Raw genomic sequence first — 16,988 nt, 5'->3', positions numbered from 1 at the left:
CTATCGATAGCAATTCGAGACAGGGCACCGATTAGAGGGAACAGCGCGAAACATGCAAGACTTCCGGCCGGGTATCGCCAACCCCTGACCCGTCACGCGACGGCTACAGAGACAACAAGCACCACTTGGGTCCGCATCCGGCATCGTCGGTGGTCCCGATGCCGGATGCGGCCCTTTCCACGGCCTCCCTATTCGGTGGCCGTATCCCGAGGCGCGTGGCGAATCATGTCCACGCTCCCGGTGGTCTTGCCACTAGTAGTCCCCTCATCCGAGGTCCCCTCATCCGAGGTCCCGTCATCGGAGGTCCCGTCGTCCGAGGTCCCGTCATCGGAGGTCCCCTCATCCGAGGTCCCCTCATCGGAGGTCCCGTCGTCCGAGGTCCCCTCATCGGAGGTCCCGTCGTCCGAGGTCCCCTCATCCGAGGTCCCACCGTCGGCATCTTCTGGGTTGAGGACGCCACGTGCGAACTTCAGCTCGTCGACAGCAGACTGCAGGTCGAACTTCGCGCCGAGAGAGTCCAGCACGGACTGCATCGAGCGCACCTTGTTGGGGTCCAGGTTGTCGACGTCAATTCCGATCTTGCGGAGGTTGCTGTCGATTACGTCCAGGTTCTTGGCGAGATCTTCCCTGTCTTTGGCGCTCAGGTCCGAGATCGAGACATCATGGCCCGGATTGGTAAGGCCGCTCGGGAAGAGCTCACCCGTATTCAGCACTTGCTCCATTGCATAGAACGATGCATAGAGGGCGATCGGATCCCACGGCAGGAAGTAGCTCACTACCGAGAGCGTCGGACTGACCAGGTTGGGGAATTGCCGGACGAAGGCCTCCTTGGGGTCCCCGGTCTCGCTGGCTCGGGTGGCGGCGTCGACAGCGGCCTGACCAATGCCGGGGAACAGGTAGTCGCCGAGATCCGACGCGAACCCCGCAAGTTGAATGTCCGGTGCCGTGGTGCTGGTTGAGGGCTGTGTGGACGAGAGGATGCCAGCGCCGGCGATGCCGCCGACCACAGCAAACCCGGCTATCCCAGCAGCAAGCCGAGAACAAACTGATACCTTCATATTACCTTCTCTTTGGAATCAAAGCTGGCTGAACTCGCTTGCGGCAACACATGTCTCGAGATCCCTCCCAATGGTCTTCGCAGGGTTCGCCGACCAGCTCGGCCGGAGGCAGTGATTGTTCGTAGGAGATGTGACTGAGCATTCCGCTCCCGGAATGTGTACGGGACAGTATTTGGACGTATCCCACTTGTCAACCGCCGCAATAAATTCCGCAACTCACAGTAGTTGAAACGCCAAGCACTATTCGCAAATCTGCCGATGACGTGCGAGAACATAGCGAATCATGTTCAGCGCCAAAGGTGAACGCGAGTTCGAACTCGAACTCTAGAATCAGTTCGTGCCGACGAGGAGGAAGAGCAAGCGACATGAGACCAGTCGAGGTGAGAGTGGCGGCCGCACTATCAGTTCGGCGTCGTTGATCCGAACTATCCTGTCCCCATTGACGAGTCAGGATGAAACTAGAGCCTCACTACCTGCCGAGTGAGGTCGGGCAACTCGATGAACAAGATGCCGGGATGAAAGAGGCGTGCATAGGCCACTGTGCGGGCAGCTACAGCGAACGCGACGAACCACCGCGTTGGGAAGAACCGGCGAACAGATCGCGAGCGAATGCGCCTCGGTTCCGTAATCGCCGTAGATACATTTAATACGTTGCAGGCATTGGCTTTTGATTTGATCCCACCATTGCCCACCAAATCGCAACTCGGCTTCTCGCGAGCCATCGAGGCATGCGCACTCCCCGGCTGCCCACCGACGATGGACCTGCGAAGCGACAAGAGTTCGGCGTTCGTTCTCGAGACCCTGAGCGACCGTTGCCAACTTCAAAGGGCGTCTAGCAGCACAGGCGCTGGACTGTGTGCTACTTCCACGAGACGGGCACACGCACCCGTGCTCAGCACCCGTCGACCGCGCTGTCAAACGACGCGAATCATTCGCCGGCCGCTCCAGAGCCGGCTGGACCGACTAGCGGGACCTCTCAGTCGAAGAAAACCCGCAAGCTGTCAACCCGGGGAGAGCGTCGACATCGGCCCATGCCACATGTAGGAAGCACAAGACCCCTGCAGAGAAGGTGCCGGTGCGGAGTGAATTACTCCTGCCACGACTGGTGAGGAATGGACTCGATTCATCAACTGTCCTTACAGACCTGCGCTAGGGGCGGACATACTCGTCATGCCAAGGAAGTACTCGTGCCGACCGGCACCTGCTTCTTGGCATCTTCCTGTCCCCTTCTCCTGCTGTGTACCCGGACAGACGACTGAGGACCGCATCGAGTGTGACTCCGACCAAGAATCATGTCAACAATTTTTTTGACGAATCTTGGCATGTCTCCCATGAACGGTTCCACAACGTTTTAGAGTCCAATTAATCCCCGACCTGCGGTGTGTCTCCCCCAGCTGGTCCACCCGGTCTTGGAGTCCCGCTGATCCCAGCCTCAGGGGGCAAACTTCCGCGCTTGTTTCACTTTGTCTAGAGTCCTCTCGCCCCCAAGACTGGGGGTGGAAGGACGATGGAGATGATGGCTGAACGGAAGCGGAGCTCTGCAGAGGACATCGTTCGGAAGCTGCGGCGGGCAGACGAGCTGACCGCTACAGGTAAGACGCAGGAGCAGATCGCCGCCGACCTCGAGGTATCGACAGCGACGCTGTACAACTGGCGACGCCAGTACAGCGGCGTAGATACCGAAGCCGCAAAAGAGCTCGAACAGCTCCGGAAACAGAACAGCAAGCTCAAACGCCAACTCGCCGAAGCCGAGTTGGAAAAGGACGCACTACGTGAGGTGGCCAAGGGAAAATTCTGAGCCCAGCAGCCAAGCGCCGCGCAGTCGAGATGCTGACCTCCACGTTGAGTATCTCGGAACGATTGGCATGCAAAGCTGTTGGGCTCGCCCGATCAACGTTTCGGCGGATTCCCGCAGCGCACGATCAACCAGATCCCGACGCCGACTTGCGGGCCTGGCTTCGCCGCTACGCCACGGAACACCCGCTGCATGGATTTCGGCGCGCATGGGCACATCTGCGTCAGAACGAGGGACTGTTGGTGAACAAGAAGAAGATCCATCGACTTTGGAAAGAGGAAGGCCTCCAGGTGCAGATCCACTGCCGTAGCAAGCGTGTGAACTCGAGTTCGGGTCCTGATGTCAGGAAAATCCTCTAAATACACTGCAAAACTGCATATTTCGGTTCAGCTGCGTTGTTGAGGAGATCCGCAATGATCTATAGCAATCCCAAAATTGCTGCCTTGCATAGTTAGTCGCTCTGCGCGCGCAAATACTGACCGAAGTGCGGGACGGTGAATCCGATCGATCCACGCTCGGCCGAATAGATCAGACCCTTCTTGATCAACCCATCCCGCGCGGGTGACAGCGAGGCGGGCTTGCGATCGAGTTCGGAGGCGATTGCCGCCGTTGCAACCGGCCCGTCATCCGCGGAGAGATCGGCCATCGCTCGCATGTACTCGCGTTCTGCGGGTGTGGCGCGCTCGTACCGCGAGCCGAAGAAGCCGACCGCGAGTTCTTCCTCCGCCCTCGGAGCAGCTACTCGAACATCCTCCTCGGTGATCGGACTCGCCGCAGCCACATCCCACGTCGCCTTGCCATACGCCTGAACGAAATACGGGTAGCCGTCGGCAGCCGCATACAATGCGTCGAGCGCCTCGGCGGAGAACTTCACGTCCTCGCGATCGGCCGGCGCGATCAAAGCCCGATCGGCCGACGACCGGTCGAGGCGGTCGATGCGGTGGTAACTGAAGAGCCGCTCCGAATAACTCCTCGAGGCCGACAGCACGGTGGGAAGATGCGGCAGGCCCGCACCGACCACGATCAGCGGTGCCGCGTCCTGACTGAGTTCGTGACAGGCGCCGCAAATAGCCGAGACGTCGGCGGCGCCAAGATCTTGCATCTCGTCGATGAACAATGCGATCCCGACACCAACGTCTCGGGCCAATGAGGATGCGTCGAGAAGCAACTCCACCAGGTCGATCTCGATGTCCCCGGAATCGGCGCGTCCCTTCACGGCCGGTACGTCGATACCCGGCTGCCACCGTTCCCGCATACCTTTGTCTGCCGTCGCGCGCAGCGCGAACGATTTCAGGGTGCCGAGAAACTCCTCCACCCGGTCGGGGCAGCGATGCGAACCGGCGATCTCTCGAACCGCCATGTGCAACGCAGACGACAGCGGCCTGCGCAACTCCTGGTCTGGACGAGCCTCGATCTTCCCAGTTCCCCATCGACGCGAAATCGCCGCCGAGCGCAGATGGTTGAGCAGTACCGTCTTTCCGACCCCGCGTAGGCCGGTGAGCATCACACTGCGTTCAGGACGGCCACGCGCGATCCGCTCGAGCACGACGTCGAACGCGTCGAGTTGCCTCGTTCGTCCAGCGAGTTCCGGCGGCCGCTGCCCGGCACCTGGCGCATACGGGTTGCGGACGGGATCCATGGCCATGAAGGTAACAACCTCTGTCACAGAATCTGCGCCGATCTAGCGCGTGTCCTAGATCTCGTTATGGAGTTCTCGTCAAGGAGTGGGCACATTCCCACCCTGCGGTGCCTATCACCGCTCGTACGTTCCGTCGATGCTGGATACGTACACACCAGCGGGGAGGAAGTCATGATCGAAGTGGACGTCAGAGCCGAGTTGGAGCGACTCGCGCCGCGCGCCGCGGCCGGGGACACGGATGCCGTGGAAGAGGTCCTGCGCGTCGCCTACCCCGTCGTGTACCGCTACTGCAGGACCCGACTTGATACCGGCGACGGGTCGAATACCGGCGCCGACGACGTCACCCAGGAGGTCTGTCTAGCGTTGGTGAGCGCACTTCCCACATATCAGGATCAGGGAAAGTCTTTGCTGTCGTTCATCTTCGGCATCGCGGCGCACAAAGTATGCGACGCTCGGCGCCGCGCCGCGCGATGGTCCGCCACCACCGCGCGCGTAGCAACCGCACACGCCATCGATTCGATCGGTGTCGAGGACGGACCGGAACACCGCGCATTACGCGGCGATTGGCACAGCGGCATGAGCTCGCTCGTCGAAACCCTCTCGACCCGCCACCAGCAGATCCTCTTCATGCGCATTGTTTTGCAAATGTCGGCGCAACAGACTGCCCGCGTCCTCGGCACCACTCCAGGCGCCGTCCGCGTCGCACAGCACCGGGCACTGAACCACCTGAGGGCCCGGATCAGCTCAGAGGCGTCACAGCATCATCCGCGAGCACCGCGCTGCACAGTCAGAGCAGAATCCGCTCGAACCGGGAACAGCGATCAAAAAAAGCATACGAGAATGTATCCGATGCACTAGCGTATCGAACGTTCCCGTCAAACCCGGATCGTGAGGAGGCGCTATGCCGACATCACCGTCGAGCTCCTCCGAACCTGTCGCCGATGCACCCCGGCGAGTGACGAAACGACGCGGACGTACTCGTCAGCGCCTTCTCGACGCCGCAGTCGAAGTTTTCGCGGAGAACGGATTCGGCCGGTCGACCGTCGAGCAGGTCTGTGAACGCGCCGGCTACACCCGCGGCGCGTTCTACTCCAACTTCGCGTCGCTGGACGAGATGTTCTTCGCCATGTGGGAGCAACGCTCCAATTCGATGCTCGACCGAATCCGGGACGCAGCCGACTCCTCCACCGTGGCCCTCGCCCAGCTCACCCCCGACGACAAGCTGCGGACCGGCACAGCACTTGTACTCGACGCCGTCCCGGTGGACGATTACTGGTACCGGATCAACGCCGAGTTCACTGCCCACGCTCTGCGCAATCCGTCGCTCAAGAAGGCACTCGCCGCCCGTGAAGAGACGATCTTGCACACCATCATGCCCATTCTCGAGAAGGCGCTTACCCGCCTCGGGCGCCGCATCGTCGGCGATCCTCCTGTGCTCGGCAGGGCACTTGTGGCCCTGCACGACGGCACCACGGTCCAGTGCCTGATCGAGGATGACAACGCGTCCGCACGCGAACTCCGCCTCGACCTCTTCACCCACGTCGTGGCCGCATACACCGAACCCGATACCACCAACACTCAACACACCACAGGACAGAGGAGTCTTCGTGACCGAACAAGCTGATGCGATCGTTGTCGGAGCCGGGCTGGCAGGACTCGTCGCCACGTACGAATTGGTCCAGGCAGGTCGGAAAGTCCTCGTCGTCGACCAGGAAAGTTCGGCGAACCTCGGCGGACAGGCCTTCTGGTCGCTCGGCGGACTGTTCCTCGTCGACAGCCCCGAACAGCGACGCCTGGGCATCAAGGACTCGTACGAACTGGCGATTCAGGACTGGATGGGCACCGCCGCATTCGACCGCGACCGTGAGGACCGCTGGCCACGACAGTGGGCACAGGCGTACGTCGAGTTCGCCGCAGGCGAGAAGCGGCAATACCTCCACGACCTCGGCCTACGTCTGATGCCGAATGTCGGTTGGGCGGAACGTGGGCGTGGCAGCGCTCTCGGGCAGGGCAATTCCGTTCCCCGTTTCCACATCACCTGGGGCACCGGTCCGGGTGTCGTAGACATCTTCCTCACCCGTGTCCTCGCGGCATCGAAGCGGGGACTGGTCACGTTCAAGCACCGCCATCAGGTCGATGAAATCGTCGTGACCGACGGCGCCGCCACTGGCGTACGTGGCACGGTCCTCGAACCCTCCACCGAGGCTCGCGGTGTGAAGAGTTCCCGCACCCCAATCGGGGAGTTCGAATTCTCTGCGCAGGCAGTGGTCGTCACGTCGGGTGGCATCGGCGGGAATCCCGAACTGGTCAAGAAGAACTGGCCCGCCCGCCTCGGAACGGCTCCCGAGCACATGCTCACAGGGGTCCCGGCACACGTCGACGGCCGGATGCTGGAAATCACCGAGAACGCCGGCGGCAACATCGTGAACCGCGACCGTATGTGGCACTACGTCGAAGGCATCGAGAACTGGGATCCGATCTGGCCGAACCACGGCATCCGGATCATCCCCGGACCGTCTTCGATGTGGTTCGACGGCAACGGCAAACGACTGCCGAGCCCCAACTTCCCTGGGTTCGACACCATGGGAACGCTTCAGCACATCATGAGCAGCGGTCACCATCACACCTGGTTCGTCCTCGATCAGAAGATCATCGAGAAGGAGTTCGCGCTGTCGGGATCCGAGCAGAATCCTGACATCACCGGACGCGATTTCAAGCTCCTGGCCGAACGAATCAAGAAGGGTGCGCCCGGACCGGTCGAAGCGTTCAAACAGAACGGCGCCGACTTCGTCGTCAGTGACAACCTGCGCGAACTTGTCGACGGCATGAACGCAATCACCCCGGAAGCACCGGTGGCCTACGAGGACATCGAGCGTGAGATAGTCGCCCGAGACCGTGAGGTGAACAACAGCTACAGCAAGGATTTCCAGATCATGGCGATCCAGAATGCGCGGAACCTGCTTTCCGACAAGATCACCCGAGTCGTGAGCCCTCACCCCTTGCTCGACCCCAAGAATGGCCCACTGATCGCGGTACGGCTGCACCTTCTCACCCGGAAGACCCTTGGTGGCCTCGAAACCGACCTCGACTCTCAGGTGATCCGGCCGGACGGCACCGCCTTCGAAGGTCTGTACGCCGCCGGGGAAGTTGCCGGGTTCGGTGGTGGAGGCGTCCACGGATACAGCGCACTCGAAGGCACCTTCCTCGGTGGCTGCATCTTCTCGGGCCGGGCTGCGGGCCGCGCGCTAGCCCGCAAGCTGTAGGCGGCACCGGGTACGACTCCCCGGCAGCCTCGTGCTTCCGGTTGCGGAGATGATGGGCGGGACACGAACAATCGTGTCCCGCCTACCCCGTAATCGGCCACAGTCCGCTGCCACGACCGCTAGTCGCCCATTCTCGCCCTCATCAGGAAGACGTTGTAGTCGGACCAAGTCGAGATGGTGAAGTACAGATCGTCGGCGGTCGACCACGGGTGGATGAAGCCGCCATACAGCTCCGGGTACTCGGTAACGCTGACCATCCGGGCGCCCTCGGACCAGGCGCCCTGCGGCGAGTCGGACTCACGTAGAACGATGGCCAGCTTCGACGTGTCGAGATATGCCATCTGCCACTTCCCCGTGGCCTCGTCGTAGCGGACAGATAGTTCCGCGACGGGAGCATTGACAATCGGTGTCGCTTCCGTGAAACCTCCGACCGGTGTCCAGTTGCCGTTCTGCCAGTACTGGTACGCAGAAGTGTTCAAGACTTGGTCGACCGGAACGCGGGCGAGGCCGACCGAGCCCAGCCTCGTGTTGGGGGTGCCGAACATGTAGACGAAATCACCGACAGGCACCATCGACGCGACTTGAAACTTGGTCACGCCGAAGATGTTCTCCCACTTCGCGTACGGGTCCTTCGTCCAGGTGGAGCCGCCGTCGTCCGAGTAGGCGATACCCCCGTGGTTCGTCCACCACGTGGTAGGGATGCTGTACCACGTGCGGATCGACATATAGCTCATGTACTGCCTGTCTCCGATGGCGAATCCCGACGTCGGAATGGTCGTGATCTCGACGTTGTCGAGCTTCCGGCTGCCCAGGACCTCTGCCGCATGGCAGCGGCTGTCCAGCACCATACTGTCCAAGCTCATCCCATCCGCCAGGTTGCGGTCGGAGCTGAACCCCAGAACGTTGCTACGCCAGTCGCCGCCCTGACCTCCGGGTGGAGTGAAACCCTTACCGAAGGTGTCACCGAACGCAATGGCGATCTGGTCAGGTGCAGATTCCCACATGATTCCGAGATCGGTGCCGTTCACCTGGTAGCGCTTGTCTGTGCGACTGACCGAACCCGGCCCGGTCACCTTGGCAACGCGAGTCACCTCGCCGATCTTCGGAGCCTGCGGCGCCGGACTGCGCGGCGCCTCCACAGTCGCCGGGTGGACCACGGGTGGTGGCGGAGGCAGTTGAATATCGGCTCCCGGCACGGGGATTCCAAGGTGGAACGGCGTGAACTTCAAGCTGACATCCGGAATGTCGAGCACACTAGACAGATTCCCGGGATCCGGAGCGGTCTCGTCGGTCAAGTCAGGGCACGGGTCGGCGCACGGGTCGGCCGGCAATTCCTGGGAAACACGGACGGGGTCCTTGGGCTCCACGGGATACGGGATCGTCGTGATCTTCGGGTACGGAATCGGGATTTCCAGCCTCTCGGGGATGAGAGACGCCGTCTCGTTCGAGACTTCGGCGGCGCAAGGTCCGCTACCTGGCATCCCGTTCCACAGCCCCTCGGGCTCGGCCACGGCATCGCTCTGATTCGAGTAGATGATCGCACCCGAACCTACCGCCACAGCCGCGAACGACGCGATCACCCGCTTCGACATTCCGCCCCCTTTACGTTGGACCTGCCGCTCGGGCGCGGCACCACCGCAGAGTGGAAGGTAGCACCGCGCGGCGCCACTCATCAGGTCACCACGCGCAACCTCGGCGAGAATTTTGCCGGCTGCCTGGCGCGGACGTCGTCTGTGCCCGTTGCCGGCTACACCGTCGAACCGAGGATCGTTCAGATACTCGCACCGAACAACATGCCCAGAAGATAGGTGGCTGCGGCGGCACCGTATCCGATTGCCAGCTGGCGCAGCGCTCGCTTGATAGGCGGAGCACCCGACAGCAGTCCCACCACGACGCCGGTCGAGAGCAGTGCCACGCCCACCAACGCTGCGGAGACGATTACCGCGGTGGTGCCTTCTATCCCGAAGAGGTACGGCAGAACTGGGATGATTGCACCGGATGCGAAGAAACAGAAACTCGCCGCAGCGGCACCGAGGCCGGTGCCAATGGCCTCATGCGCATCGACCGCATCGTCCGTATCGTCCTCCGAAACGAGATCGAGCTGATCGCTTTCCCGCAAGACTTCGGCTGCCTGTTTCTCGGCTTCCGCCACCGACATGCCACGCGCCCGGTAGACGAGTGCGAGCTCGTTGGCGTCTACATCGAGCAATGGGATTGCCTCCCGGGCCCCCTTCCCTGGCATCGATGCCTCGAGGAGCTCACGCTGCGACCGCACGGATACGTACTCGCCCGCGCCCATCGACAGAGCCCCCGAGAGCAGCCCGGCAAGTCCAGTGAGCAAGACGATCTCGTTGGAAGCGCCGCTACCACTGATACCGAGGATCAAGGCGAGGTTGCTGACCAGGCCGTCATTGGCGCCGAACACGGCTGCCCGAAAGGTGCCGGAGAGGCGGTTGCGTCCACGCGTCGCGAGCGCCCGCACCACTTCCTCATGGATGCGTTCGTCCGCTCCCATCGCATCGGTGGCGTCCAAGTCCGTTGGATACGGCGAGCGGGTTTCGGCGCGCTGGGCGAGCGCGAGCACGAAAACCGAGCCGAACCGCCTGGCCAGCACGCCGAGGAGTCTGGTCCGGAGGCTTCCCCGAACAGGCTTTCCGACCTGTTCGCCAAGCAGGGTGCGCCAGTGGGCCTCGTGCCGGCCCTCCGCTTCGGCGAGCGCTAACAGGATCTCCCGTTCCTCACCTGACCGTCGTTTCGCCAGATCCCGGTAGACCGCGGCTTCGGCGCGCTCGTCCGCAAGGTAGCGACGCCACCTCCGGACTTCTCGGGGAGTCGGGTCGGGTCTCGCACCCGAATCGGTCGGGGAAACCATAATCACGCCTCCGCTCGTCGTCCGGAAAGCAGCCTACCGATTTCACCGTCCCTGAATAGCCGATCTTCGTCAGCCCGCTACGTCGAGGGCATTGCCAAGCACATCATCTGATTCGGAAACGACGACGGGGTCTCGTCCGGTCAGGAGGTCGAGAATGGCTTTGGGGCGGGCTAGCCATTCGCGCACGGTATTCCGGGCCATCGTGATGGTGCTGCAATCGCAGCCGGCGGCTACACCGTCGGCGTCGATCCCGACTCCTCGGCACAGAGCCACCGCTCGCGGCACGTGGAACGACTGTGTGACGATCAGCGCCTTGCCGACACCATACGTTCGGGTAGCACGGACGCAGGTGTCGTAGGTGTCGAGACCGTAGGGATCGCCGACGATGCGACTCGGGTCTATCCCCTTCTCGACCAGGTACTTTGTCATGGCCGCAACCTCGTCGCCCGACCTGCCCGCCCCGTCTCCCGAGACCAGAGCTACCTCCGCACGACCGTCACGGAGAAGTTGCAGTGCGACGTCCAGACGACCGGTCAAGTACTCCCCGGGTCTGCCGTCGCGCACCAGCGTTCCGAGCACGATCACCACGGGTGCGCGGGGTGCGGCACCGACGTCGTAGATATGGCCGGACGCCTGGCGCGACGTCCACACCGCCGAGGCCGCTACGACGAACCCCACGAGGACGACGAATCCCGCTCCAGCACCGACCAGCCGGCGGATCACCCGTCGTTCCATACCATCATCCAACCACAGCAATATCCGGCCCAATCGTTGCCCGACCGGAACATTGTAGAAATCAACTCCGCAGCAACTAATTTCGGAAAGCCGACAGAGGAACTATTCGAGACGCTGGTGTCCGCAAGAGAAGCTGCTGTCCGTCTCCGTTGTCCAATGCGATTCGGTGAATTGTCATTCCGTTACCCGATGTCCTCTAGCGAATTGCCGTGAACTATTGCAGTCTGAAATGTGGAGACTCTGCTCGCCACACAGGAGGTCAGCATGGCTACTGATCACAAATCGACTTCGAAGCACTTCCTCGAACTCTGGGGTGACAATACCCCGCACGGCCCGGACGACTATTTGGCCGAGAACTACATCAACCATCAGATGCCCGACGCCGCGGGTGGCACGTCGACCAAGTCGCTGTCCGAATGGAGGGATCTGCTAGCGCAATTCCACGAGGCGTTCTCAGACGTGAAACTCGAGATCCTGCTACAGGTTCAGGATGGGGATTACGTTTGCTCGCGATTCCGAATGACCGCCAAGCAGACCGGCGAATTCGAGGGCCTCCCCGCCACTGGCAAGACAAGTACTTGGACCGGGGTCGACACGGGTCGGTACGAAGACGGCAAGCTCGTCGAGACCTGGGTCGATTGGGACAAGTACAGCTTCCTCGAAGGCCTCGGGCTCACTTCCGACGGCGGCTGATCCCTAGAGGAGAGACACTCCAAATCCCTTCACCTCAAGGCATTTCAACGATCTCGGCCCGCGCAACCTCGTCGAGCGCGCGACGAACGTAGTCGTGTACGGACACCTGCGCGCTCGACACAAGGTCGGCGATCAACAGGATCGCCGACGGTACAGCAGATGTCGGTAGATCGGATTCGTCCGCTTCCGCGACGCCGAGTGCGCCGGTGAGGACGGCGACGAACGACGCGACATCGACATCGGGCATCCACGTGCGCGCCACCCCCACCGCGTGGGCGAGCACTTCTTGCACGTCCTCACCCGTGAGCCCGTCAGGATGCATCGTCTCGAGAATCTCGCGAACGATCGCGGCCAGCACGACCCGCACCCGCTCGGCCGGCAACGCGGCGAGATCCTCGGTTGCCTCGAAGAACGCGGCGACATTCGAGGAGACCGCTGCCCCGACAGCAGCGTCTACGGCCTCCGCGATCTCCCGCGGAATCGTCGGCCACTGGGCGGGCCATACGCTGGCTTTTCTCATCTCGTCCCGTCTCATTTCGTCGCGCACATGATGCACGGCCACTGTGCCATGTGCCCGCGACAACTCATGCCAACCGGGCGCTCATCCGCTGGGCATCGAATGGAGCGTATCCCTTCACGTCGTTGTCGAAGTACACGAACACGTCGAGTCCGGAATCGGTCCATGCGCGGATGTCGTCGGCCCACCGGTCCAGTGCATCGTCGCTGTAGCCGCTGGCGTACAGCTCCGCGTCGCCGTGCAGGCGTACGTACACGAAGTCGCTCGTCGGCGTCTTTACCAGCGGGTATCGGCCGGCGGTGTCCGCGACGACGAACGCCACGTCGTGGGCGCGCAGAAGTTCGACCGCCTCAGGTGAGTCGAAGCTGCGATGCCGGACCTCGACAGCGTGCCGGACGGGGCGACTCGCGTCGCACTCGGTGAGCGCACTGCCGTCTCGAAGCTTGTCATCGTGTTCGCGGGCCAACCGCGCGAGGACATCGGTTGTGCGGGGCAACCGTTCGAGAAACCGACTCACCCTCGCTTCGTCGAATTCCAATGTCGGCGGCAGTTGCCACAGGAACGGGCCGAGTTTCGGTCCGAGTGCCAGAACACCCGACGCGAAGAAGTTCGGCAAGGCGGCCTCGACGTCGGCGAGCCGTTTCATATGGGTGATATAGCGGCTCCCCTTGACCGCGAACACGAAATCGTCCGGCGTCTCGTCATGCCACTTCGCGTAGCTCGCCGGCTTCTGCAGCGCGTAGAACGATCCGTTGATCTCGATGGTGGTCAATCGCCCCGCCGCATAGGCCAACTCCTTGCGGTGAGCCAGACCCTCCGGGTAGAAGTCACCGCGCCAACCGGGGTACGTCCAGCCCGAGATGCCCACCCTGGCCTTCGCCATCTCATGACCTTATCGCCGGTAGCTATTGCATGTGACCGCTCTGCGGAGAACCATGAGAATGTCCCCACAATCGAGGAGGCACCGATGCCGAGATATCTCTGGCAGGTCACGTACTCGCACGAAGGCGCTCAGGGTTTGCTGGCCGAAGGTGGAACCGCGAGACGCCAGGAGATCACGAGGATGGTCGAAAGCGTCGGGGGCACGGTCGAATCCTGCTATTTCGCGCTCGGCGGCAAGGACTTGTTCGTGATCGGACAGGTACCGGACGAAGTCGCCGCCGCAACACTCGGAATCCGCACCGCCGCGTCCGGTGCGGCGAGATCCGAATCCGTGCTTCTGCTGACGCCCGAGCAAGTCGATGAGGCAGTACGACGCGAAGCCGAGTACAGGCCACCCGGCACCTGACAAACACCCTCGGGGGGAATCCATGAGGACGAAGGGAAGAGTGCACGTCACATGACGCAAACCACAGAAGAAACCCCCCAGCTCGGACAATTCGGCATCTGGCGTCACGCTGCTGGACTGCAACCCGATGTCGGGAAGGCGATCGAGGACGCCGGCTACGGAGCGGTCTGGATCGGCGGGTCTCCGCCGGCAGACCTGGAGGTCGCCGAGAAACTTCTGGACGCGACCTCGTCCATCACCGTCGCAACCGGTATTACGAATATCTGGACCGCCCCCGCCCAGCAGATCGCGGACTCGTTCCATCGGCTCGAGTCGCGCCACCCGGGGAGATTCCTCCTCGGCGTGGGCGTCGGCCACCCGGAACAACCCGGCCTGAACTACAGCAAACCGTACTCCGCGCTGGTCGAATACCTTGACGTGCTCGACGGCGCAGGTGTGCCGAAGAGTAGACGTGTCCTTGCCGCACTCGGACCCAAGGTTCTCGCCCTCTCGGCGGCGCGTTCGGCCGGCGCCCACCCCTACCTCACCACCCCGCAGCACACCCGTGAGGCCCGTGAACTCCTGGGGCCGGGGCCGGTTCTCGCGCCCGAGCACAAGGTAGTTCTCGACACCGATGCCAGCCGCGCGCGTCCGATCGGCCGCGATGCGGTCGAGAACCCGTACCTGCACCTACGCAACTACGTGAGCAACCTGAAGCGACTCGGCTACACCGACGAACAGATCGCCGGCGGCGGCAGTGACGACCTGATCGACGCCCTCGTCGCGCACGGTGACACCGAATATGTGGCCGGGCGACTGCGGGAACACCTCGATGCTGGAGCCGATCACGTAGCCATTCAGGTACTCCCCATAGCCGACGATCCTGTTGCTGATTTGCGGGAGCTGGCCGGCGCGCTGGGAATCTGAGTTTCGCTGCATTGAGCAATCTCATCAGAACGGTGGATCCCCAGCGTTGAGCCCGCTGGGGCATCGGCGTCCCGAACCCACTTTCGCACAATCGTTCTCGTGCAGTATCGGCGCCCACTCGACGATCGAGCGGGCGCCGACAGCGCAGACTGCTGCAAGCGGCTTCGTCTCAGCCCTGGTCTACTGGCTGAGGGGCGTCCAATCGCCACAGCCTAGAGATTGAAATCTCCCGTCGGTGGGTTCGATTTGTGACCGTGACCGGATCTGTGATTGTCGTTCCCGAGTTGAAGGTAACCCCGGAACCGTCCTGACGGGACCAGAGGCCAGGACTTCTTTCCATCGCTCGACCCGTTGCTGAGATACGACCCCGGCTGGAGGTCAACTCCTACCGCGCCCGTGAAGTTGTACCCAGGAATTTTCGGTGCATCGGAATCGGCGGTGCCCAAGTTGACGGGATTCCACGGCGCGCAGTTGGTTGTGGTGAATCCGCCGTCGGTCGGTTCGATCGTCACCGTAGTCGAATCGAGGGTGGTTCCTCGCTCGACAATGTTTGCGTCGGTGTCGGTTCGTGTCCAGTCGCAAGTCTTGCCACCGGTTGGTCCGGCTGTCCGATAACTACCCGGAATTGCTTCTCCGACCACGGGAATCGTTGTCAGCGGCATGCCGCCGGCATTCACCGTGCCGGCGTTGGGAGTGTCCCGCGGTGCACAGCGGATACTCATGGGGCTTAGGATTCTGCCATCGACATCGGCTGTGCCGTCAGAGGTACCCCAATCGTTTGGAACGTGAAAAAATTCTCCGGCCGCCCATATTCGTCAGCGTGAGGATCCGCACTGCGCAGGCTTGGCTCAATTACGGATCCCTCGTCGCCTGCCCTCATTGTAACTGTGATCACCGGCCATTGAGTTTTCGACTTGATATTGACAGGGCTTGTGAGTCCAGAACGAGGATCGATCTCTTGGTCATGGACTCTGGAGTTGACTTGAGGTGGGAGGGGCAGAGCGTTAGGGCCATTTCCAGTGGGAGTTTTGAGAGTGCCCTCGGTGACTTGTCCTTTCCATACCCGCAGCAACTGGCCGCTATCGCTCGGGTTTCCGGCGTAATCCACACGAGTGATCTCGGCATCATCCGAACTAGTTTTGATAATTTAGCAACTCCGCGCCCGAAGGGATTGCAATGTCGATCTTCTCGCGAATCCAATCTGGGAATTCGTGCGGAGCCGTCACCCACGAGGTCGGGTGTTTGTCATTCCCCTTATAGTTACCCCAAGCGTCTTTTCGCCTCATCTGAACTGGATCCAAGGTTATCTTGTATTCAAAATTCTTTTCCGGCCGTAACCAGTTTCGGCGCTTGAATCTCCACGCCCCATTTGCTTGTGGAGTCGTTATTGCCGTTCAGGAACGGCGCGAAACGCCCATTCGACGACCAACAGCTGACCCCGAAGTCGATGTGCTTCGTGACCGGTGTCGCCGGTGCCGGTGACATCCGCTGCTGATGCGACACCAGCAGGAAGTAGGAGTGTTCCTGCAGCGAGGGTAGTGGCCGCTGCAATAGTGGACCAACGGTGAATCGGTTCTCATGGTTGTTTCGCTCTCTCTGATTGGCCCAGTGCGGGCAGCAGCATCCGTGATTTCCCGACAAGCGAGAGATCACGGATGACCTTCGGAAGTGGTTAGGGCATCGATCTCCCTACACCAACCACAGTTTGATGATTCTGGGAAATTCCAAGGCATCGTGCTCTTGGTATCGATACTGACGAGGCACTATAGAACTAGATTCCGTTGCCGCGCAACGTACTAGCGTGGCGCTCCGAGTTGTGGGCGGTGTTCTCAGTCGCCGAACGCTGAGACTGGTTCTGGTCGACCCGACTCGCGACCCAGGCGGGTTGCTTGCCATCGCACTAGCACGATGACCAAGGCAATGCGTTGCCACGCAGTGGAGTTCACGCATCTTGATTGTCATATCGAGTTCGGGCACGGAACCGTCACTCGGGTCCGGCGCGTAAGCGGGTACGGCCAGTTGCACGGGGGGTATCGAATGAGCGATGCGCACCCATCAACTTGTACACGACGTCCTCGAGTCGGGTGCCCGCCTGCCCCAGCGCGCGACTGTTTCGATCATCGTTGAACCGGTCCGCCCCGACAGATCGATCTCGAGTTCGAGTTCACCTACTGGTGCGGAACATGATTCGCCAGGAGATCGCTCGCTCGCGGCATCTTTGC

Annotated in this window: 15 protein-coding genes and 1 pseudogene; 8 read left to right on the top strand and 8 right to left on the bottom strand. The window is 61.8% G+C overall.

All coding sequences use genetic code 11. The features are described 5' to 3' along the window. Positions 1-188: 188 nt before the first annotated feature. Positions 189-1,058, bottom strand: coding sequence for a hypothetical protein (locus BFN03_RS20525; protein WP_198163328.1), 870 nt, complete (start codon positions 1,056-1,058; stop codon positions 189-191). A 1,513-nt stretch (positions 1,059-2,571) separates the two neighbouring features. Between BFN03_RS20525 and BFN03_RS00075 the strand changes: the two genes are divergently transcribed. Both BFN03_RS00075 and BFN03_RS20965 read left to right on the top strand, forming a co-directional pair. Continuing rightward, positions 2,572-2,856, top strand: a complete 285-nt coding sequence (locus BFN03_RS00075) for a transposase (RefSeq protein ID WP_232320378.1) — start codon at positions 2,572-2,574, stop codon at positions 2,854-2,856. 29 nt (positions 2,857-2,885) lie between these two features. Next, entirely contained in the window at positions 2,886-3,212 is a 327-nt protein-coding gene (locus BFN03_RS20965) for an IS3 family transposase (protein ID WP_070377286.1), read from the top strand. 92 nt (positions 3,213-3,304) lie between these two features. Here the strand turns inward: BFN03_RS20965 and BFN03_RS00065 are convergent, their stop codons facing one another. Next, positions 3,305-4,492: an ATP-binding protein gene (locus BFN03_RS00065; protein WP_070380469.1), complete on the bottom strand. Its 1,188-nt coding sequence runs from the start codon at positions 4,490-4,492 to the stop codon at positions 3,305-3,307. 171 nt (positions 4,493-4,663) lie between these two features. On the opposite strand from BFN03_RS00065, the gene shbA reads away from it, so the two are divergent. From shbA to BFN03_RS00050, 3 genes and pseudogenes are all read left to right on the top strand, one after another. Further along, positions 4,664-5,350 carry an RNA polymerase sigma factor ShbA gene (shbA, locus tag BFN03_RS00060; protein ID WP_084385436.1) on the top strand — a complete coding sequence of 229 codons (687 nt, stop codon included), beginning with the start codon at positions 4,664-4,666 and terminating at the stop codon, positions 5,348-5,350. Positions 5,351-5,393: 43 nt separating this feature from the next. Continuing rightward, positions 5,394-6,103: pseudogene (locus BFN03_RS00055) on the top strand (TetR/AcrR family transcriptional regulator). Beyond that, positions 6,100-7,755 carry an FAD-binding dehydrogenase gene (locus tag BFN03_RS00050; RefSeq protein ID WP_070377284.1) on the top strand — a complete coding sequence of 552 codons (1,656 nt, stop codon included), beginning with the start codon at positions 6,100-6,102 and terminating at the stop codon, positions 7,753-7,755. Before BFN03_RS00055 ends, BFN03_RS00050 begins: the two are co-directional and overlap by 4 nt. Positions 7,756-7,874: 119 nt before the next feature. On the opposite strand, the gene BFN03_RS00045 is transcribed toward BFN03_RS00050, so the two are convergent. The 3 genes from BFN03_RS00045 to BFN03_RS00035 form a co-directional block, all read right to left on the bottom strand. Next, entirely contained in the window at positions 7,875-9,347 is a 1,473-nt protein-coding gene (locus tag BFN03_RS00045; protein ID WP_070377283.1) for a DUF4185 domain-containing protein, read from the bottom strand. Between the two features lie 179 nt (positions 9,348-9,526). Beyond that, entirely contained in the window at positions 9,527-10,627 is a 1,101-nt protein-coding gene (locus BFN03_RS00040; RefSeq protein WP_070380468.1) for a VIT1/CCC1 transporter family protein, read from the bottom strand. A 69-nt stretch (positions 10,628-10,696) separates the two neighbouring features. Further along, positions 10,697-11,362 (bottom strand): SanA/YdcF family protein, encoded by a 666-nt coding sequence (locus tag BFN03_RS00035; protein WP_070377282.1) that lies wholly within the window; start codon positions 11,360-11,362, stop codon positions 10,697-10,699. Positions 11,363-11,626: 264 nt separating this feature from the next. Between BFN03_RS00035 and BFN03_RS00030 the strand changes: the two genes are divergently transcribed. Further along, complete coding sequence (locus BFN03_RS00030) at positions 11,627-12,055, top strand: ester cyclase (RefSeq protein ID WP_157109532.1); 429 nt, start codon at positions 11,627-11,629, stop codon at positions 12,053-12,055. Positions 12,056-12,089: 34 nt separating this feature from the next. On the opposite strand, the gene BFN03_RS00025 is transcribed toward BFN03_RS00030, so the two are convergent. Both BFN03_RS00025 and BFN03_RS00020 read right to left on the bottom strand, forming a co-directional pair. Then, a complete protein-coding gene (locus BFN03_RS00025; protein ID WP_070380467.1) occupies positions 12,090-12,575 on the bottom strand; it encodes a hypothetical protein in 486 nt (161 codons plus the stop codon). Between the two features lie 64 nt (positions 12,576-12,639). Next, on the bottom strand, positions 12,640-13,455 hold the full coding sequence (locus BFN03_RS00020; protein ID WP_070377280.1) for a DUF72 domain-containing protein: 816 nt from the start codon (positions 13,453-13,455) through the stop codon (positions 12,640-12,642). 84 nt (positions 13,456-13,539) lie between these two features. Here BFN03_RS00020 and BFN03_RS00015 point away from each other — a divergent pair, with 84 nt between their 5' ends. Beyond that, positions 13,540-13,860: a GYD domain-containing protein gene (locus BFN03_RS00015; protein WP_070377279.1), complete on the top strand. Its 321-nt coding sequence runs from the start codon at positions 13,540-13,542 to the stop codon at positions 13,858-13,860. A gap of 51 nt (positions 13,861-13,911) precedes the next feature. Then, positions 13,912-14,766, top strand: a complete 855-nt coding sequence (locus BFN03_RS00010; protein WP_070377278.1) for an LLM class F420-dependent oxidoreductase — start codon at positions 13,912-13,914, stop codon at positions 14,764-14,766. Positions 14,767-14,978: 212 nt separating this feature from the next. On the opposite strand, the gene BFN03_RS00005 is transcribed toward BFN03_RS00010, so the two are convergent. Further along, positions 14,979-15,488: a hypothetical protein gene (locus tag BFN03_RS00005; protein ID WP_070377277.1), complete on the bottom strand. Its 510-nt coding sequence runs from the start codon at positions 15,486-15,488 to the stop codon at positions 14,979-14,981. Between the last annotated feature and the right edge of the window lie 1,500 nt (positions 15,489-16,988).

Origin of the sequence: Rhodococcus sp. WMMA185 (assembly GCF_001767395.1) — a bacterium.
Classification (GTDB): Bacteria; Actinomycetota; Actinomycetes; order Mycobacteriales; family Mycobacteriaceae; genus Rhodococcus_F.
Note: the sequence above shows the minus strand (reverse complement) of the source record. Positions and strands in the feature narration are given on the sequence as shown.